Raw genomic sequence first — 18,374 nt, 5'->3', positions numbered from 1 at the left:
CCTCAGGCCCCCGTGGGGCCGGCCGGTCCACCGTCGCCTGGGCCGGCCGCGGCGGCGGCGCCCGCCGGGGCTCCCGCGCCCGCCGGGGCTTCCGCGCCCGCCGGGGCTTCCGCGCCCGCCGGTGCCGTGGCGGCCGCGGCCGCGGCGCCCTGGCGGCGGCCCCGGCGCAGGCCGAAGTAGTACGCCAGGACGCCCGCGCCCAGGGCCGCCTGGAGGGCGAACAGGGCCGACTCGACCTCGCCCGAGGGCGGTTCGTACAGCGGGGAGAACCACGGCTCGTACTCGGGCCGCAGCTCGCTGATGGCCGCCTCGGCCTGCGCGTCCGCGCCGGTGAACGGCTCCTCCTTGCCCTCGCCGAGCCCCAGCGCGAGCGGGAGCACGGCCAGCGCCGCCACCAGGAGCAGCAGCAAGGTGTTGATCTTCGCGTTCTTCGACATCAGACCGCCGCCCCCTGCTCCGCGCGCTCCGCCCGGGCCACACCCAGCCGGGCCAGGTCCGCCTTGCTGGACTGCAGCAGCAGCCGCATCACCAGCACCGTCAGCAGCCCCTCGCTGACCGCCAGCGGGATCTGCGTGACCGCGAAGATCCCGCCGAACTTCACCAGCGCGCCCGCGACGCCGCTGCCCGGGTCCGGGAAGGCCAGCGCCAGCTGCACGCTGGTGACGCAGTAGGTGACCAGGTCGGCGAAGAACGCGCCGAGGAAGACCGAGACCATCAGCGGCGCGTCGAACTTCTTCAGCAGGCGGTACACCCCGTACCCCGCCCAGGGGCCCGCGATCGCCATCGAGAAGACGTTCGCGCCGAGCGTGGTCAGCCCGCCGTGGGCCAGCAGCAGCGCCTGGAAGAGCAGGGTGATGGTGCCCAGGACCGCCACCACCGGCGGCCGGAACAGGATCGCGCCCAGCCCGGTGCCCGTGGGGTGCGAGCAACTGCCCGTCACGGAGGGGATCTTCAGGGCGGACAGGACGAACGTGAACGCTCCGGACGCGCCCAGGAGCAGCGTGCTCTCCGGGTTCGCCTTCACCTCGCGGCTGAGCGCACGGACCCCGTGGACGACGAAGGGGGCGGACGCGACGCCCCAGGCGGCCGCGTGCAACGGGGGCAGGAAGCCCTCGGCTATGTGCATGAGTCGGGAGACCTCTCCAGCACCTCGTGGATGGACAACGCGCCCTGGCCGGTCTCCTGGCTCACGGGTACTGATGCCCCTGGCTCCGCCTTCCCACGCCGCGCGGTCACCCGCGGCGGCCCAGTGGCTTCCCGCAGGAAAGAGCCGGACTTCCCGATCACAGTGGCGAGGGCCGCACCGGTTTCGCACCGGTTTCCCGAACACCAAGGCCCCATGACCTTACGTCACGCGCGGCCGGCCCCGCTCAGGAGATCCCGTACCACTGGCTGGCCCAGCCGGTGTTGATGGTGCTGGTGGCCTGTTCGGACAGGTTCAGGGTCGGGGGCAGCGAGGTCTGCCCGGTCAGCACGGTGCTGTAGCGCAGGTTCGGCGGGGTCAGGCCGGCGTTCACGGAGATCCCGGCGCCGGTGGCCTTCAGCGTGAGCTGGTTCGTGGCCCAGGTGCCGTTGAGCAGCAGCGCGATGAAGTACGTGCCGGGGGCCGCGGTGAACGGCTTGGCCAGCGCGAGCGGCTTGGCCACCGGCTCGGTCATCAGCTGGGGCGAGATGTCGGCCGTGCTCGCGCGCAGCACGCCCTGGGCGTCGTACACGCCGAGGTAGCACTGGGACAGCGAGGCGTTCGGGTCGATCCCGGCCAGGCCGAGCCAGATGTTCGACCAGGTGATCTCCTGGCGCAGCACGATCCGCACCAGTGTGACCCGGCCGCCGACCCCGGCGGAGGTCTGCGCGGTGACGTGCCCGGCGTCGTTCGGGTCGCCGGTCCACGCCAGCAGGTTCTGGTCCTGCGGCCGGGGCCCGTCGAAGGAGCCGGGCTGGCCGGCCGGGCCGGCCGCCGCCCCCGAGGCGGCCGGGGCCTGCGGTTCCGCGGCGGTGCATCCGGCCAGGACGAGCAGGGCCGTGCCGGCGGCGACGAGCCCGACGGCGGTACGGATGGTGCGCAAAGGTTCCCCCCTGGGACGCGAGCACGCTCGGGATCGAGCGTCTGTACGGGTGACAGGGGGGCCATCGTCACACGGGGACCCGGCTGCCGTGGGAACGGGTACGGCGGCCGCGCCGGACCGTACCCGTCACCAGGGACAACGGGGTCAGCACTCGATGACGTTCACCGCCAGGCCGCCGCGGGCCGTCTCCTTGTACTTGATCTTCATATCGGCGCCGGTCTCCTTCATGGTCTTGATGACCTTGTCCAGGGAGACCTTGTGGCTGCCGTCGCCACGCATGGCCATCCGCGCCGCCGTGACGGCCTTGACCGCCGCCATGCCGTTGCGCTCGATGCACGGGATCTGCACCAGGCCGCCGACCGGGTCGCAGGTCAGGCCCAGGTTGTGCTCCATGCCGATCTCGGCCGCGTTCTCCACCTGCTCCGGGCTGCCGCCCAGCACCTCCGCCAGCGCGCCGGCCGCCATCGAGCAGGCCGAGCCGACCTCGCCCTGGCAGCCGACCTCGGCGCCGGAGATCGAGGCGTTCTCCTTGAACAGCATGCCGATCGCGCCCGCGGCGAGGAGGAAGCGGACCACGCCGTCCTCGTCGGCGCCCGGCACGAAGTTCATGTAGTAGTGCAGGACCGCGGGGATGATGCCCGCCGCGCCGTTGGTCGGGGCCGTCACGACCCGGCCGCCCGCGGCGTTCTCCTCGTTCACGGCCATCGCGTAGAGGGTGATCCACTCCATCGCGAGCGCCTGCGGGTCGCCCTCGGAGCGCAGCTTGCGCGCCGTGGTCGCGGCCCGGCGGCGGACCTTCAGCCCGCCGGGCAGGATGCCCTCGCGGGACATGCCGCGCGAGACGCAGGCCTGCATGACCCGCCAGATCTCCAGCAGGCCCGCGCGGATCTCCTCCTCGGTCCGCCAGGCCTTCTCGTTCTCCAGCATCAGCGAGGAGATCGACAGTCCTGTCTCGCGGGCCATCCGCAGCATCTCGTCGCCGGAGCGGAACGGGTACTTCAGCACGGTGTCGTCAAGCTTGATCCGGTCCTCGCCGACCGCGTCCTCGTCCACCACGAACCCGCCGCCGACCGAGTAGTAGGTCTTCTCCAGCAGCGGCGCGCCCGTCTCGTCGTACGCGAAGAGGGTCATGCCGTTGGCGTGGTACGGCAGCGAACGGCGGCGGTGCAGGATGAGCTGGGTGGGCTCGTCGAAGGCGATCTCGTGCGCGTCGTCTATGTCCGTGCCCAGCAGCCGCAGCCGGCCGCTGCGGCGGATCCGCTCCACCTGGTCGTCGGCCGTCTCCACGTCCACGGTCCGCGGGGAGTGCCCCTCCAGCCCCAGCAGCACCGCCTTCGGCGTGCCGTGGCCGTGGCCGGTGGCGCCCAGCGAACCGAAGAGCTCGGCGCGCACGGACGCGGTCTGGGCGAGGACACCGTCCTTCTTCAGCCGGTTCACGAACATCCGGGCGGCGCGCATCGGGCCGACCGTGTGGGAGGAGGAGGGACCGATACCGATGGAGAAGAGGTCGAAGACGGAGATGGCCACGGTTGCGGACTCCTATGTCTGCTCGTGGGTGGGAGGAGGGGCAGCTGGGGGGGATGTGCGGATTTTGTCCGACAGACGAGCTTAGCGCGGGCGGACGAACGCCTCGCCGGCCGGAGGGCGACTTACGGAGGTCGGGCGGATGGCGGAGCGCCCACCCAGGGCTCCGGTCATGAGAAGGGCCCGGCCCTGGGAAACCAAGGCCGGGCCCCCTCCGCCTGGTGCTCTCAGCGGGACGCGAGCGTCGGGTACAGCGGGTGCTTCGCGGCCAGGGCCGAGACCCGGGCCTTGAGGGCCTCGCCGTCGTAGGACGGCTTGAGGGCCTCCGCGATCACGTCGGCGACCTCGGTGAAGTCCTCGGCCTGGAACCCGCGGGTGGCCAGGGCCGGCGTACCGATCCGCAGACCCGAGGTGACCATCGGCGGCCGCGGGTCGTTCGGGATCGCGTTGCGGTTGACCGTGATGCCGATCTCGTGGAGCCGGTCCTCGGCCTGCTGGCCGTCCAGCTCGGAGTTGCGCAGGTCGACCAGGACCAGGTGCACGTCGGTGCCGCCGGACAGCACGTCCACGCCCACGGCCTTGACGTCGTCCTGGACCAGGCGCTCGGCGATGATCCGCGCGCCGGCCAGGGTGCGCTCCTGGCGCTCCTTGAACTCGGGCGAGGCGGCCACCTTGAACGAGACCGCCTTGGCGGCGATCACGTGCTCCAGCGGACCACCCTGCTGACCGGGGAAGACAGCGGAGTTGATCTTCTTGGCCAGCTCCTGGGTGGAGAGGATCACGCCACCGCGCGGACCGCCGAGGGTCTTGTGCGTGGTGGTGGTCACGACGTGGGCGTGCGGCACCGGGTTCGGGTGCAGGCCCGCGGCGACCAGGCCCGCGAAGTGGGCCATGTCCACCATCAGGTACGCGCCGACCTCGTCGGCGATCCGGCGGAACGCGGCGAAGTCCAGCTGGCGGGGGTACGCCGACCAGCCGGCCACGATCAGCTGCGGCTTGGACTCCTTGGCCAGGCGCTCGACCTCGGCCATGTCGACCTGGCCGTCCTCGCCGACGTGGTACGGGACCACGTTGTAGAGCTTGCCGGAGAAGTTGATCTTCATGCCGTGGGTCAGGTGCCCGCCGTGGGCCAGGTTCAGGCCCATGATCGTGTCGCCCGGCTTCAGCAGCGCGAACATCGCGGCGGCGTTCGCCTGCGCACCCGAGTGGGGCTGCACGTTGGCGGCCTCGGCACCGAAGAGGGCCTTGATCCGGTCGATCGCGATCTGCTCGACCACGTCGACGTGCTCGCAGCCACCGTAGTAGCGGCGGCCCGGGTAGCCCTCGGCGTACTTGTTGGTCAGGACCGAGCCCTGGGCCTCCATGACGGCGACCGGAGCGAAGTTCTCCGACGCGATCATCTCCAGGGTGGACTGCTGGCGCACGAGCTCGGCGTCGACGGCGGCGGCGACGTCCGGGTCCAGCTCGTGCAGAGGGGTGTTCAGCACAGACATCTTCTATCCCTCGGGTCTCGGCTGGGTCAGCCGGCGGAGAAGGCGGTGTACTCGTCGGCGGAGAGCAGCTCGTCCGGCTCGCCCGTGATCTTGACCTTGAACAGCCAGCCACCCTCGAACGGGGCGGTGTTCACCAGGGACGGGTCGTCCACGACGTCCTGGTTGGCCTCGACGACCTCGCCCGTGACGGGGGCGTACAGGTCGCTCACGGACTTGGTGGACTCCAGCTCGCCACAGGTCTCGCCGGCCGTGACGGTGTCGCCCGCCTCGGGGAGCTGGGCGTAGACGACGTCACCGAGCGCGTTGGCGGCGAACTCCGTGATGCCGACCGTGGCGACGCCGTCACCGTCGACGGCCGTGACCCACTCGTGTTCCTTGGTGTAACGCAGCTGCTGGGGGTTGCTCATGACCTGATTCTCCTGGATACGGGGGAGTGCTGATGAACGGTGGTCTTGCGGAGTGAGACGGGTCCCGGTGGGGAGATCGTCACTTCTGCCGCTTGTAGAAGGGCAGAGCGACGACCTCGTACGGCTCATGCGTACCGCGAATGTCCACGCCGACGCCGGAGGTGCCCGGCGCGGCGAACGCCGCGTCCACGTACGCCATCGCGATCGGCTTGCCGAGCGTGGGGGAGGGGGCGCCGGAGGTGACCTCGCCGATCACCTTCCCGTCGGCGACGACGGAGAAGCCGGCGCGCGGGACGCGGCGGCCCTCGGCGATCAGCCCGACGAGCTTGCGCGGGGCCTGTGCGGCGGCCTTCTCGGCGGCGGCCTCCAGGGCGGCGCGGCCGACGAAGTCGCCTTCCTTCTCGAACTTCACGACCCGGCCGAGCCCCGCGTCGAACGGGGTCAGCGCGGTGGTGAGCTCGTGCCCGTACAGCGGCATGCCCGCCTCCAGGCGCAGCGTGTCGCGGCAGGACAGACCGCACGGGACCAGGCCGACGCCCTCGCCCGCCTTGGTCAGCGCCTCCCAGAGCTGGACGGCGTGCTCGGGCCGGACGAACAGCTCGAAGCCGTCCTCGCCGGTGTAGCCGGTGCGCGCGATCAGGGCGGGCACGCCGGCCACGGTGCCGGGCAGGCCGGCGTAGTACTTCAGGCCGTCCAGGTCGGCGTCCGTCAGCCGGGACAGGATGCCGGGGGACTCCGGGCCCTGGACGGCGATCAGCGCGTAGGCGTCGCGGTCGTCGCGGACCTCGGCGTCGAAGCCGGCCGCGCGGGCGGTCAGGGCGTCCAGGACCACCTGGGCGTTGGAGGCGTTGGCGACGACCATGTACTCGGTCTCGCCCAGGCGGTAGACGATCAGGTCGTCCAGGATGCCGCCGTCCTCCTGGCAGATGTGCGTGTAGCGGGCGCGGCCCACGCCGACGGTGGAGATGTTGCCGACCAGGGCGTAGTCGAGGGCCTTGACGGCCTCCGGGCCGTGGACGGTGATCTCACCCATGTGGGAGAGGTCGAACAGGCCGGCCTTGGTCCGTACGGCGTTGTGCTCGTCGCGCTCGCTGGCGTACCGCAGCGGCATGTCCCAGCCCGCGAAGTCGGTCATCGTCGCACCGAGCGAGCGGTGCAGCGCGTCGAGGGCGGTCAGACGGAGGGCATTGCTCATGGGTGCGGCTCCCAGGTCCCAGGGCATCGGCATGACATGACGAGGACGATCCTCCCCATCTGTCATGGAACCTGAGAGGTTCGCCGGGAACGTGCAGAACGTGTCTCGTGTTCCCGGCTTGCACCTTGGGTGGAGCCGCGACGACGCGGCCCGCTTTTCAGATCTGCCTCATCCACGCGGTACGGGGCCTGAGAGATTCAAGGGAGGTACTTGCTCCTTCGGCGCCCGGACCTGATGGGGTCCCGGGACTCTCCCGCGCGGATTCAAGCGGCCGGTATGCAGTTGGTGTCCAGTTGGCGCACATCATGCCACGCGACCCGGGCGAATGGGGGGCCGGGCCCGAAAGTGAGTACGGACCGGAACCGGGTTCGTCGGATTACCGTCTCTTTACACTCAGTGGGCATGGGGTCCTGGTGGCCCGCCCCCAGCTACCGCTGGGAGGTACCCCCGGGGGAGGCGAACATCGTGTGGAGATTCGGAGCCGCTGAGGCTCGGCCGGCCGCGGCGGGCGGTGTCCCGGCCCAGGCGGGGCCGGTACGGACCCCCGCCGGGCCGGGACCCGTGGCGCGGCCGTGGCGGCCGAGGGCGGCCGCGGGCGCCGTGGTGCGGGACCTGCGGGGGCGGGCCGGGGGGCCGACGGTGCTGAGTTTCGCCGCGGGCGACGTGGTCGTGGTCTCCGGCCTGCCGGGCGGCGGCAAGTCCACGCTGATCGCGCGGGCGGCCCCGGCCGGGGGGAGCATCGACTCCCAGGACGTCCGGGAGCGGTGGGAGCGGAGCATGCCGGCGTGGCTGCCGTACGCCGTCTACCGGCCGGCGGTCCGGGTCGCGCACTACTGGGGGCTGTGGCGGGCGCTGGCCTCGGGGGCCCCACTGGTCGTGCACGACTGCGGCACCCAGGCGTGGGTGCGGGCCGTCCTGGCCCGGGCCGCGCGGCGGCGGGGCCGGTCCCTGCACCTGCTGCTGCTCGACGCCAGCCCGGCGGAGGCGCTGGCGGGGCAGGCCGCGCGGGGGCGGGGCGTCTCGGCGTACGCCTTCGCCCGCCATCGCAGGGCGGCGGCCCGCCTGATCAGAGCGGCCGAGTCCGGGCACCTCCCGCCCGGCTGCACCACAGCAGTCCTCCTGGACCGCCCCTCCGCCACCAGCCTCCAGGGCATCACCTTCCACCCGTAGCCCGGGCCGGAGCCCCGGCCAGGGGCGCGAGGAACCGCGCGGCCAGCCACCCCACGGCCCGCGGCCGAGGTGGGGGCGCCTGCCCCCTGTCGGAGCCGCCGCCAGGGGCGCGGGGAACTGCGCGCCCGGCCCGCCACGGCCTGCGGCCGACGTCCGGGGGCCCGCCGCCCCGTCCCCGGCCTCAGGCCGCCCCCGGTTGCTCGCGCAGTTCCCCGCGCCCCTGGAAGGGGTGGGTGTGCCCCGTCGGTCGGGTGCGGGCCGTCGGTGGTTGCTCGCGCAGTTCCTCGCGCCCCTTGCGGGGGCCGGGCCAGCTGTTTCCCGGCCCCCCGGGATGGCTACGCTCGGGTCACGGTACGAGAGAAGGGCACCGCGGATGTACGGCGATACCAGTGGATGGCCGGTCAACGAGTTGGAGGAGACGCTGGCGGCGGCGTTGGGGCACCAGGATGCGGGGGCCCGGATCCTGGAGGTGCTGGGGCGCAGCCACGTCTGGGTGCCGCTGCCGGCCGGTGGCTCCCCGGACGCGCCCGGGGGCCTGACCCTCCCGACCATGGACATCGGCGGAGCCGCGTACGTCCCGGTCTACAGCAGCGAGGCCCAGTTCCTGGCCTGCGTCGGACCCGGCATGGACCGTACCGTCGCCCCGGCGGTGGAGTTCGCCCGCGGCCTGCCCCCGCAGCTCGGCATCGCCGTGAACCCCGAGGGCGCCGTCGGCGTCCCGCTGCCCCCGCCCGCCGTCGCGGAGCTCTGCCGCACCGGCCGCACCCCCCTGGACGGCCCCGCCACCGGCGGCCGCGTCCGCCTCTACGAGCCCGACTGGCAGGACGACCCGGTCGACTTCCTGGCCGCCGCCGCCGAGGAGTTCCGTGCCACCGGCGTGGTGGCCGCCGCCCACCGCTGCCTGGCCAGCGTCGAGGGCGGCGCGCCCGAGCTCTACATCGGTGTCCGCCTGCTGGGTTTCGAGCCCGACATGCGGAACGCCCCGATGGAGGCGCTCGGCCGGGCCCTGGGCCGCGTCCAGCCGCCCTGGCCCGTGCAGTTGATCCTCCTCGACGCCACCGAGGACCCGGTGGCCGACTGGCTCGCGACGCGCGTGCGCCCGTTCCACCTCCCGTAGGTCCGCCCGGGGCGGGTCCGCATAAGCTGTTTCCATTCCCGGCCGCGTCCCCGGCCGGGCCACGCGTGGACGACGGCGGAAGAGGGGTTCCGGGTGAGTGCGTCAGGCACGGCCGCAGCAGGGCAGGTCGAGCACATGCTGCGCCAGGTTACGCCCGGGCGCTACGACAGCTACGAGTCGCTGCTGCACGCCCTGACCGAGGGACGGCTGTGGATGCTGCTCTGGCACGGCCAGCCCGGCTCCGGCGACGCCCAGTACGGCGGCATGGAGGTCGACGGCCTCGGCTACGCCCCCTGCGTGACCTCCCCCCAGGAGCTCGCCGCCAGCGGCTGGAACCGCGCCTACGAGGTCGTCACCGGCCGCGAGATCGCCCGCTCCCTCTACCCCGACCGCTGGGGCCTGTGGCTCAACCCGCATGCCCCCAACGGCGGCGTCGGCATCCCCTGGGCGGACCTGCGCCGGGTCGCCGCCGGCCTCGACCGCATGCCGGCCGGCCCGCTGCGGCTGTCGGAGCCGGCCCTGGAGCTGCCGCAGTTCTACGGGCTGCTCACCCAGCACGCCCACCGCACCCCGGCCGTGCGCGCGCTGCGCCGCTGCTGGGTGCAGCCGGCCGTCGGGACCGCGTACCTGGCCGTCGGCCTGGACCTGTACGACACCTCCCCGCAGGCTCTGGAGTCGGTGCGCGAGATGATGCACCGGTCGGTGTCCGCCGTGCCCGAGGGCGTCCCGGTGTGCACGGTGGCCCTCGCCGACGAGCACGACCCGGTGGCCATGTGGCTGCGCACCCAGACCCGGTCCTTCTACGACCGCGAGGGCTCCGCCCCCACCTACTGAACCCCTGAGGGCCTCGTCCACCCCCTGGGACCCCGTTTCCCGAAGGCCGCACGGAACCCCGTTCCGTGCGGCCTTCGCCTTGTCCGGATTTAGTCCCTCTCGGATGCCCAAAGTGCATGCAGGCGGGGTCAGTTGGGCATGATGTCCGGTTCCGTACCGAACGGACGGTCTTGCTCCGCTCAGCCGTGATCGAAGTTCGGATAACGGGAACCGGGCCCTCACATCACGGTTGCGCATCCATTCATCTGCGGGTCTGGCGGCTGATCGAGCGCCCGATGAAGACTCCCCCACCAAGAGCAGCTCAGTCCCGCTCTTCGCGGTTCGTCAACCGCATTTCCGCACCGCGCCACTCCGCTGCACCGCACTGCTGCACAGCCCTACGCACCACACGCACCCGTACCGCTGCACAGCCCTACGCACCGCACGTTCCACGCACTGCACCGCTCTACGCACCGCACCAACGCCGCTACCGCGGCGGCATGGGCCGACCACCCGTCGGCCGAGAGGGGTCCCCACCACGATGACGGCACCACTGCACGACACGAGCGCGGCCGAAACGGCCGCCGTCGACGTCGCGGCCGATGTCCCGCAGAAGGCGATCGAGGGCAGATCGCCCTGGAAGATCGCCTGGACGCGCCTGAAACGGGACAAGGTGGCGCTCGCCGGCGGAGTCGTCGTCCTGCTGCTCGTCCTCGTCGCGATCTTCGCGCCGCTGATCGTGAACGCCTTCGGCCACCCGCCGGAGGAGCTGCACGAGGACATGATCGACCCGCTGCTGGGCCTGCCCACGGGCGACTGGGGCGGCATGAGCGGCGACTTCCTGCTCGGCGTCGAACCGGTCAACGGACGCGACGTCTTCAGCCGGATCGTCTACGGCGCCCGGATCTCGCTCCTGGTGGCCTTCCTGTCCGCCTTCGTGGCGGTCAGCCTCGGCACCGTCTTCGGCATCATGGCCGGCTACTTCGGCGGCTGGGTCGACGCGGCCATCAGCCGCGTCATGGACCTGCTGCTCGCCTTCCCCCAGCTGCTGTTCATCATCGCCCTGGTGTCCGTCGTCCCGGGCGAGCTGTGGGGGTTCGAGGGTTCGGGCCTGCGCATCGCCGTGCTGGTCTGCGTCATCGGCTTCTTCGGCTGGCCCTACATCGGCCGGATCGTCCGCGGCCAGACGCTCTCCCTGCGGGAGCGCGAGTACGTCGAGGCGGCCCGCAGCCTGGGTGCCGGGCGGACGTACATCCTCTTCCGGGAACTGCTTCCCAACCTCGTGGCCCCGATCACCGTCTACTCGACGCTGATGATCCCCACCAATGTGCTCACCGAGGCCGCCCTCAGCTTCCTCGGTGTCGGCGTCAAGCCGCCCACCCCCTCGTGGGGCGAGAGCCTCGCCACCGCGGTGCGTACCTACCAGGACGACCCGCTGTTCATGATCTTCCCCGGCGTGGCCATCTTCATCACGGTCCTGGCCTTCAACCTCTTCGGCGACGGCGTCCGTGACGCCCTGGACCCCAAGGGATCCCGCTGACGCGCCCGGCGCGCGACACGCCGTAGCCGCAGGACCACGCACCACCGCAAGAACCGGAAAACCGGCCGCTGGGGCCGGAATCACCACGGAGGTTGCTCGCATCGTGACTGTTCACCGCTCGACGAAGCGCAGACTGGCCGGCGCCACGGCCGTCGTGCTCGCCGCCATGCTGACGGCAACCGCCTGTGGCGGTAACGACGACGGGAAGAAGGACGGCGAGGCCAAGAGCTCGGCCACCGGCTTCAACGCCGGTATCGACAAGGTCTCCAACCCGTCCGACAAGAAGGGCGGCGAGCTGAAGTTCGTCGGTACCCAGGACGCCGACTCGTGGGACCCGCAGCGCGGTTACTACGGCTTCATGTGGGACTTCGCCCGCTACTACACCCGGCAGCTGGTCAGCTTCAAGCCGGCCCCGGGCTCCGGAAGCGTCGAGCTGGTCCCCGACCTGGCGGCCGGCAAGGCGGAGATCTCCGACGGCGGCAAGGTCTACAAGTACACCCTGAAGGACAACGTGACCTGGGAGGACGGTTCGCCGATCACCGCCCAGGACATCAAGTACGGCATCGAGCGCACCTGGGCCCAGGACGTCATCGCCGGTGGCCCGGTCTACCTCCAGCAGACCCTCGACCCGGACAAGACCTACCCGGGCCCGTACAAGGACACCGCCCCGGACAAGCTCGGCCTGCAGGCGATCGAGACCCCGGACGCGAAGACGATCATCTTCAAGCTGCCCAAGCCCAACGGTGACTTCGAGCAGATGCTCGCCATGCCGGCCGCCAGCCCGGTCAAGGCCGACAAGGACACCGCGGCCAAGTACGGCCTGAAGCCGTTCTCCAGCGGCCCGTACAAGATCGACTCGTACGAGCCGAAGCAGAGCATGAAGCTCTCCCGCAACCCCAGCTGGAAGCCCGAGTCGGACCCGATCCGCAAGGCGCTGCCGGACACCATCTCGGTCACCTTCATGTCGAACGCCGACGACATGGACAAGCGCCTGATGAACGGGGAGTTCGACCTCGACATCAACGCCACCGGCATCGGCCAGGCCGCCCGCGCCACCGCGCTGCGCGACCACAAGGCCAACCTGGACAACGGCCAGACCGGCTTCATCCGCTACGCCGTGTTCCCGCAGACCGTCGCCCCGTTCGACAACGTCGACTGCCGCAAGGCCGTCATCTACGCGGCCGACAAGAAGTCCCTGCAGACCGCCCGCGGCGGCCCGCAGGCCGGTGGTGACATCGCCCCGAACATGCTCCCGCTGGGCATCAAGGGCTCCGACGCCAAGTACGACCCGTACGGCGCGCTGCAGAACGACGGCAAGCCGAACCTGGACAAGGCCAAGGAGCACCTGGCCAAGTGCGGCCAGCCGAACGGCTTCAAGACCACCATCGCGGTCCGCAACAACAAGCCGGTCGAGGTCGCGACCGCCGTCTCGCTCCAGAACGCCCTGAAGCAGGTCGGCATCGACGCCCAGATCGACCAGTTCGACGGCGCCCAGACCTCCGGCATCATCGGCTCGCCGAAGGTGGTCAAGGACAAGGGCTACGGCATCATCATCATGGGCTGGGGCGCCGACTTCCCGACCGGGCAGGGCTTCTCCCAGCCGCTGGTCGACGGCCGCTTCATCCAGCAGAGCGGTAACAACAACTTCTCCGAGCTGAACGACCCGGCGATCAACAAGCTGTTCGACGACGCGATCGCCGAGACCGACCCGAACAAGGCCGGCGAGATCTACAAGCAGATGAACCAGAAGGTCTCGGAGGCGGCGGTCTACCTGCCCTTCGTCTACGACAAGACCATCACCTGGCGCTCGACCCGGCTCACCAACGCGTACACCACCGACGCGTACAACGGCCGGTACGACTACGCCTCCCTGGGCGTCGTCAAGTAACCCCCCAGCTCCGACTCACGTTCCAGTGCCACACCCGCTAGGCACGAAGGGCAGGTGATGGCCGCGACGGCGGGCCGGGCCCCCACACGGGCGCCCGGCCCACCGCCAGGCCGAACGCAGTGCTTGCATATCTCCTCCGGCGGCTGTTCGCCGTCATCGCGATGCTGTTGGTCATCACGCTGGTGACCTTCGGAATCTTCTTCCTCTTCCCCAAGATGATCGGTGCCGACCCCGCGCTGTACTTCGTGGGCAAGCAGTCGGACCCGGCGGCCATCGAGGGCATCCGGCAGAAGATGGGTCTCAACGACCCGGTCCTCATCCAGTTCGGGAAGTTCGTCGTCGGGCTGGTGGCCGGCCGTACCTACGCCAACGGCACGGACGTCACGCACTGCGCCGCACCCTGCTTCGGCTACTCCTTCAAGACCGAGCAGGAGGTCTTCCCCCTGCTGCTCGACTGGCTGCCGGTGACCCTCTCCCTCGCCCTCGGCGCGGTGATCCTGTGGGTGATCGGCGGTGTCTGCACCGGTGTCGTCTCCGCCCTCAAGCGGGGCACCCCGGTGGACCGCACGGCCATGGGCATCGCCCTCGCCGGCGTCTCGCTCCCCATCTACTTCACCGGCATGCTGTTCATCGCGGTCTTCTCGGACGGCCTCGGCTGGTTCGGACGGCCCGAGGCGGAATTCGCGGCCGACCCGGTCAAGTGGTTCAACGGCATGATCCTGCCGTGGTTCTCGCTGGCCTTCCTGTACGCCGCGATGTACGCCCGGCTGACCCGCGCCACCATGCTGGAGGTCCTCAGCGAGGACTACATCCGCACCGCCCGCGCCAAGGGCCTGCGCGAGCCGGTGGTCATCGGCAAGCACGCGATGCGGTCCACGATGACCCCCATCCTCACCGTGCTCGGCCTGGACCTCGGCGCCCTGCTCGGCGGTGCCGTGCTCACCGAGTACACGTTCTCCCTGCACGGCCTCGGCTACAACGCGGTCACCGCCATCAGCGACCACGACCTGCCGGTCATCCTCGGCGTCACGCTCATCTCGGCGTTCTTCGTCGTCGTGGCCAACCTCGTCGTGGACCTCCTGTACGCGGTGATCGACCCCCGAGTGAGGCTCTCATGAGCGACCTGACCACCACCGGCGCCGGCGCCCTCAACGAGCCGGTCGGCGGCCGGCCCGGCACCGCCTTCCTGGAGGTCCGCGACCTCAAGGTGCACTTCCCGACCGACGACGGCCTGGTGAAGTCCGTCGACGGGCTCACCTTCTCGCTGGAGAAGGGCAAGACCCTCGGCATCGTCGGCGAGTCCGGCTCCGGCAAGTCCGTCACCTCCCTCGGCATCATGGGCCTGCACCGGGTCGGCCAGTACGGCCGCCAGCGGGCCCGGATCAGCGGCGAGATCTGGCTGGACGGCAAGGAGCTGCTCCAGGCGCCCGAGGACGAGGTACGGCGCCTGCGCGGCCGTGAGATCGCCATGATCTTCCAGGACCCGCTCAGCGCCCTGCACCCGTACTTCACCATCGGGCAGCAGATCGTCGAGGCGTACCGGATGCACCACGACGTCGACAAGAAGACGGCCCGCACCCGCGCCGTCGAGATGCTCGACCGGGTCGGCATCCCCGAGCCCGGCAAGCGCGTCGACGCCTACCCGCACGAGTTCTCCGGCGGTATGCGCCAGCGCGCGATGATCGCGATGGCGCTGGTCAACAACCCCGAGCTGCTCATCGCGGACGAGCCGACCACCGCCCTGGACGTCACCGTCCAGGCGCAGATCCTGGACCTGATCCGGGACCTGCAGAAGGAGTTCGGCTCCGCGGTCATCATGATCACGCACGACCTGGGCGTCGTCGCCGAGATGGCCGACGACATCCTGGTCATGTACGGCGGCCGGTGCGTCGAGCGCGGCTCGGCCGAGAAGGTCTTCTACGAGCCCCGCCACCCCTACACCTGGGGCCTGCTCGGCTCGATGCCCCGCATCGACCGCGACCAGACCGACCGCCTCATCCCGGTCAAGGGCTCCCCGCCCAGCCTGATCAACATCCCCAGCGGCTGTGCCTTCCACCCGCGCTGCCCGTACGCCGACGTCCCCAAGGGCGGCATCACCCGCACCCAGCGGCCCGAGCTGACGCTCGTCGACGCGGGCGGGGGCGGGGAGCAGCACTGGTCCGCCTGCCACATGTCGCAGGAGGAGCGGACCCGGATCTGGACCGAAGAGATTGCGCCGAAGCTGTGACCGACATGAACAAGACGGCCGCGGCCGTACCCGCCCAGGCGGTGGACTCCCCGGAACCGCTGCTGAAGGTCACCGGCCTGACCAAGCACTTCCCCGTCAACAAGGGGCTGCTGCGCCGCCAGGTCGGGGCGGTCAAGGCCGTCGACGGCATCGACTTCGACGTCCGCCGCGGTGAGACCCTCGGTGTCGTGGGCGAGTCGGGCTGCGGCAAGTCCACGATGGGCCGGCTGATCACGCGCCTGCTGGAGCCGACGGGCGGCAAGGTCGAGTTCGAGGGCAAGGACATCACGCACCTCGGGGTGGCGGCCATGCGCCCGCTCCGCCGGGACGTGCAGATGATCTTCCAGGACCCGTACGGCTCGCTGAACCCGCGGCACACGGTCGGCACGATCGTGGGCGCCCCGTTCAAGCTCCAGGGCGTGCAGCCGGAGGGCGGCATCAAGGCGGAGGTCCAGCGGCTGCTGTCGCTGGTGGGTCTGAACCCCGAGCACTACAACCGCTACCCCCACGAGTTCTCCGGCGGCCAGCGCCAGCGCATCGGCATCGCCCGGGCCCTCGCGCTCAAGCCGAAGCTGGTGGTGGCGGACGAGCCGGTCTCGGCCCTGGACGTGTCGATCCAGGCCCAGGTGGTCAACCTGCTGGACGACCTCCAGGAGGAGCTCGGCCTCACGTACGTGATCATCGCGCACGACCTGTCGGTCATCCGGCACGTCTCGGACCGCATCGCCGTGATGTACCTGGGCAAGATCGTCGAGCTGACCGACCGCAAGTCGCTCTACGACACCCCCATGCACCCGTACACCAACGCCCTGATGTCGGCGGTGCCGGTGCCGGACCCGCGCCGCCGGGGCGTGAAGACGGGCCGCATCCTGCTCAAGGGCGACGTCCCGTCCCCGCTGTCGCCGCCGTCGGGCTGCCGCTTCCACACGCGCTGCTGGAAGGCGACCCAGATCTGCGCGACGAAGGAGCCGCCGCTGGCGGCCCTCAAGCCGGGGCACCAGGTGGCCTGCCACCACCCGGAGAACGGCACCGACCAGGCCCCCGGCGACCAGCCCCTGCCGGGCGCCGCGGACGCCAAGGCCACCCCGACGGCCTGATCCCGGCCGTCACCCGCCCCCGCCGCCCGGCCGGGACCCTCAGGTCCCCGGCCGGGCGCGCCGGTTCCCGGCCGGGGCACGGGTGCCCCGGGAGCCTGGTGGGGCCGGGGGACGGGACACAATGGGCCGGTGCTCCACGATCTCTTCCCGCCCGAAATCCAGCACGCGCTGGACCTCGCGGGCATCTTCGTCTTCGCCACCGCCGGCGCCCTGCTGGCCGTCCGCAAGAACTTCGACGTCTTCGGCATCGCCGTCCTCGCGCTGGTCACGGCCCTCGGGGGCGGCCTCTTCCGCGACCTGGTCATCGGCGCGGTCCCCCCGGCGGCCTTCGGCGAACTCAGCTTCTTCGTCACGCCCCTGGTCGCCGCCGCGATCGTCTTCTTCCTGCACCCCGAGGTCGCCCGCATCAACCGGCTGATCAACGTCCTGGACGCCGCCGGCCTCGCCCTCTTCTCGGTGACCGGTACGACCAAGGCCTACGAGTACGGCCTCGGCCTGACCGCCTCCGCCGCGCTCGGCGTGGCCACGGCCGTCGGCGGCGGCGTCCTGCGCGACGTCCTGGTCAACGAGGTCCCCTCCCTCCTTCGCGACCGCGAGATGTACGCGGTCCCCGCCCTGGTCGGGGCCACCCTGGTGGCGGTCTTCCTCGGCATGGGCATGCTCACGCCGCTGACCAGCGGCCTCGCCGTCGTCACCACCTTCGTCCTGCGCCTGCTGGCCATGCGCTTCCACTGGCGCGCCCCGCTGGCCTGGAACCGCCGCTCCTCGGTGGCGGAGGAGCCGTGACCCACACCTGAACGAAAAAGCTACCGCTTAGTAGCCTGAGGGTGTACTTTCGAGCCATGTCACACGCAGCGGCCCACGCCCTCATCGGCGACAGCGAATTCGACCGGGACACCTCCGTCATCCCGCGCGCGGGCGAGCCCGGCGTGTACGACGCGGAGCTCTCCGCCGGCTGGACGATCATCGCCGCAGTCAACGGCGGCTACCTGCTGGCCCTGGTCGGCCGGGCCCTGTCCGCGGCCCTGCCGCACCCGGACCCGTTCACCGTCTCGGCGCACTACCTCAGCGCCTCGGTCCCCGGCCCGGCCGTGATCCGTACCGAGGTCGTCCGCACCGGCCGGACGCTCTCCACCGGCCAGGCCTCGCTGGTCCAGTTCGACGAGAACGGCGCCGAGGTCGAGCGCATCCGCGTGCTGGCCTCGTACGGCGACCTCGCGTCCCTGCCCGACGACGTGCGCACCACCGCGACCCCGCCGGCCATGCCCGCCTACGAGGACTGCCTCGCCGCGGACGCCGGACCCGCCCCGATCCCCGGCAGCTCCGAGATCGTCGACCGGCTGCGGCTGCGCCTGGACCCGGCGACCGCGGGCTGGGCCGTGGGCCGGCCCTCCGGCAAGGGCGAGATGCGGGCCTGGTTCGAGTTGGCCGACGGCCGCGACGCCGACCCGCTGTCCCTGCTCCTGGTGGTGGACGCGCTCCCGCCGACCGTGTTCGACCTGGGCCTGATGGGCTGGAGCCCGACCGTGGAGCTCACCACCCACATCCGCCACCGGCCCGCCCCCGGACCGCTGCGCGTCTCCATCACCACGCGGAACCTGGCCGGCGGCTTCCTGGAGGAGGACGCCGAGGTCTGGGACTCGACCGACCGCCTGGTCGCCCAGTCCCGCCAACTGGCCCGCGCCCCCCGCCCGGCCTGACCGCCAGACCGCACCTGCGGCCCGGGTGGCGCCCGGCGGCCCGGCGGCCTGCGGCCCCGGGGGCTTGTGGCGCCCCAGGGCCGCAGGTGCGGTCTGGCGGTCAGGCCGGGCGGGGGGCGCGGGCCAGTTGGCGGGAC

Annotated in this window: 17 protein-coding genes and 2 riboswitches; of the genes, 10 read left to right on the top strand and 7 right to left on the bottom strand. The window is 71.5% G+C overall.

Annotated elements, in window-relative coordinates:
- Window positions 1-2: 2 nt before the first annotated feature.
- From EF918_RS01045 to gcvT, 7 genes are all read right to left on the bottom strand, one after another.
- A complete protein-coding gene (locus EF918_RS01045; RefSeq protein WP_125639034.1) occupies window positions 3-437 on the bottom strand; it encodes an energy-coupling factor ABC transporter substrate-binding protein in 435 nt (144 codons plus the stop codon).
- Window positions 437-1,126, bottom strand: a complete 690-nt coding sequence (locus EF918_RS01040) for an energy-coupling factor ABC transporter permease (protein ID WP_125639031.1) — start codon at window positions 1,124-1,126, stop codon at window positions 437-439. The genes EF918_RS01045 and EF918_RS01040 overlap by 1 nt, the downstream gene beginning before the upstream one ends.
- Window positions 1,127-1,154: 28 nt before the next feature.
- A riboswitch (cobalamin riboswitch) is annotated at window positions 1,155-1,349 on the bottom strand.
- Window positions 1,350-1,370: 21 nt separating this feature from the next.
- Window positions 1,371-2,066: a hypothetical protein gene (locus tag EF918_RS36665; RefSeq protein ID WP_185921544.1), complete on the bottom strand. Its 696-nt coding sequence runs from the start codon at window positions 2,064-2,066 to the stop codon at window positions 1,371-1,373.
- Between the two features lie 144 nt (window positions 2,067-2,210).
- Window positions 2,211-3,593: an L-serine ammonia-lyase gene (locus EF918_RS01030; protein ID WP_125639028.1), complete on the bottom strand. Its 1,383-nt coding sequence runs from the start codon at window positions 3,591-3,593 to the stop codon at window positions 2,211-2,213.
- 224 nt (window positions 3,594-3,817) lie between these two features.
- Window positions 3,818-5,083, bottom strand: a complete 1,266-nt coding sequence (glyA, locus tag EF918_RS01025) for a serine hydroxymethyltransferase (RefSeq protein WP_125639025.1) — start codon at window positions 5,081-5,083, stop codon at window positions 3,818-3,820.
- A gap of 26 nt (window positions 5,084-5,109) precedes the next feature.
- Window positions 5,110-5,490, bottom strand: coding sequence for a glycine cleavage system protein GcvH (gene gcvH / locus EF918_RS01020; protein WP_125639022.1), 381 nt, complete (start codon window positions 5,488-5,490; stop codon window positions 5,110-5,112).
- A 79-nt stretch (window positions 5,491-5,569) separates the two neighbouring features.
- Window positions 5,570-6,685, bottom strand: a complete 1,116-nt coding sequence (gcvT, locus tag EF918_RS01015; RefSeq protein ID WP_125639019.1) for a glycine cleavage system aminomethyltransferase GcvT — start codon at window positions 6,683-6,685, stop codon at window positions 5,570-5,572.
- A gap of 167 nt (window positions 6,686-6,852) precedes the next feature.
- Window positions 6,853-6,951, bottom strand: a riboswitch (glycine riboswitch).
- A 295-nt stretch (window positions 6,952-7,246) separates the two neighbouring features.
- Here gcvT and EF918_RS01010 point away from each other — a divergent pair.
- From EF918_RS01010 to EF918_RS00965, 10 genes are all read left to right on the top strand, one after another.
- Window positions 7,247-7,855 carry an ABC transporter ATP-binding protein gene (locus tag EF918_RS01010; RefSeq protein WP_125639016.1) on the top strand — a complete coding sequence of 203 codons (609 nt, stop codon included), beginning with the start codon at window positions 7,247-7,249 and terminating at the stop codon, window positions 7,853-7,855.
- Window positions 7,856-8,228: 373 nt separating this feature from the next.
- A complete protein-coding gene (locus EF918_RS01005) occupies window positions 8,229-8,972 on the top strand; it encodes an enhanced serine sensitivity protein SseB (protein WP_125639013.1) in 744 nt (247 codons plus the stop codon).
- Between the two features lie 93 nt (window positions 8,973-9,065).
- Entirely contained in the window at window positions 9,066-9,806 is a 741-nt protein-coding gene (locus tag EF918_RS01000; protein ID WP_125639010.1) for an enhanced serine sensitivity protein SseB C-terminal domain-containing protein, read from the top strand.
- Between the two features lie 520 nt (window positions 9,807-10,326).
- Window positions 10,327-11,325 carry an ABC transporter permease gene (locus tag EF918_RS00995; RefSeq protein WP_125639007.1) on the top strand — a complete coding sequence of 333 codons (999 nt, stop codon included), beginning with the start codon at window positions 10,327-10,329 and terminating at the stop codon, window positions 11,323-11,325.
- A gap of 103 nt (window positions 11,326-11,428) precedes the next feature.
- Window positions 11,429-13,213 (top strand): ABC transporter substrate-binding protein, encoded by a 1,785-nt coding sequence (locus EF918_RS00990; RefSeq protein ID WP_125639004.1) that lies wholly within the window; start codon window positions 11,429-11,431, stop codon window positions 13,211-13,213.
- 119 nt (window positions 13,214-13,332) lie between these two features.
- Window positions 13,333-14,331, top strand: coding sequence for an ABC transporter permease (locus EF918_RS00985; RefSeq protein ID WP_125639001.1), 999 nt, complete (start codon window positions 13,333-13,335; stop codon window positions 14,329-14,331).
- Window positions 14,328-15,440, top strand: a complete 1,113-nt coding sequence (locus EF918_RS00980) for an ABC transporter ATP-binding protein (protein ID WP_125638998.1) — start codon at window positions 14,328-14,330, stop codon at window positions 15,438-15,440. Before EF918_RS00985 ends, EF918_RS00980 begins: the two co-directional genes overlap by 4 nt.
- A gap of 5 nt (window positions 15,441-15,445) precedes the next feature.
- Window positions 15,446-16,537: an ABC transporter ATP-binding protein gene (locus EF918_RS00975; protein ID WP_125638995.1), complete on the top strand. Its 1,092-nt coding sequence runs from the start codon at window positions 15,446-15,448 to the stop codon at window positions 16,535-16,537.
- Window positions 16,538-16,666: 129 nt separating this feature from the next.
- Entirely contained in the window at window positions 16,667-17,323 is a 657-nt protein-coding gene (locus EF918_RS00970) for a trimeric intracellular cation channel family protein (RefSeq protein ID WP_125638992.1), read from the top strand.
- Between the two features lie 56 nt (window positions 17,324-17,379).
- Window positions 17,380-18,237: a thioesterase family protein gene (locus EF918_RS00965; RefSeq protein WP_125638989.1), complete on the top strand. Its 858-nt coding sequence runs from the start codon at window positions 17,380-17,382 to the stop codon at window positions 18,235-18,237.
- The last annotated feature ends 137 nt before the right edge of the window (window positions 18,238-18,374 follow it).

It is taken from the genome of Streptomyces sp. WAC06614 (genome assembly GCF_003949795.1).
Lineage (GTDB): Bacteria > Actinomycetota > Actinomycetes > Streptomycetales > Streptomycetaceae > Streptomyces.
The sequence above is the reverse complement of the archived record's forward strand: the minus strand, read 5'-3'. Positions and strand labels throughout refer to the sequence as shown.

What these genes read in the sequence shown, in the direction of transcription:
- EF918_RS01045 (WP_125639034.1), bottom strand. Translation starts at nt 437, where the DNA reads ATGTCGAAGAACGCGAAGATCAACACCTTGCTGCTGCTCCTGGTGGCG.
- EF918_RS01040 (WP_125639031.1), bottom strand. Translation starts at nt 1,126, where the DNA reads ATGCACATAGCCGAGGGCTTCCTGCCCCCGTTGCACGCGGCCGCCTGG.
- glyA (WP_125639025.1), bottom strand. Translation starts at nt 5,083, where the DNA reads ATGTCTGTGCTGAACACCCCTCTGCACGAGCTGGACCCGGACGTCGCC.
- gcvH (WP_125639022.1), bottom strand. Translation starts at nt 5,490, where the DNA reads ATGAGCAACCCCCAGCAGCTGCGTTACACCAAGGAACACGAGTGGGTC.
- gcvT (WP_125639019.1), bottom strand. Translation starts at nt 6,685, where the DNA reads ATGAGCAATGCCCTCCGTCTGACCGCCCTCGACGCGCTGCACCGCTCG.
- EF918_RS01005 (WP_125639013.1), top strand. Translation starts at nt 8,229, where the DNA reads ATGTACGGCGATACCAGTGGATGGCCGGTCAACGAGTTGGAGGAGACG.
- EF918_RS00995 (WP_125639007.1), top strand. Translation starts at nt 10,327, where the DNA reads ATGACGGCACCACTGCACGACACGAGCGCGGCCGAAACGGCCGCCGTC.
- EF918_RS00980 (WP_125638998.1), top strand. Translation starts at nt 14,328, where the DNA reads ATGAGCGACCTGACCACCACCGGCGCCGGCGCCCTCAACGAGCCGGTC.
- EF918_RS00975 (WP_125638995.1), top strand. Translation starts at nt 15,446, where the DNA reads ATGAACAAGACGGCCGCGGCCGTACCCGCCCAGGCGGTGGACTCCCCG.
- EF918_RS00965 (WP_125638989.1), top strand. Translation starts at nt 17,380, where the DNA reads ATGTCACACGCAGCGGCCCACGCCCTCATCGGCGACAGCGAATTCGAC.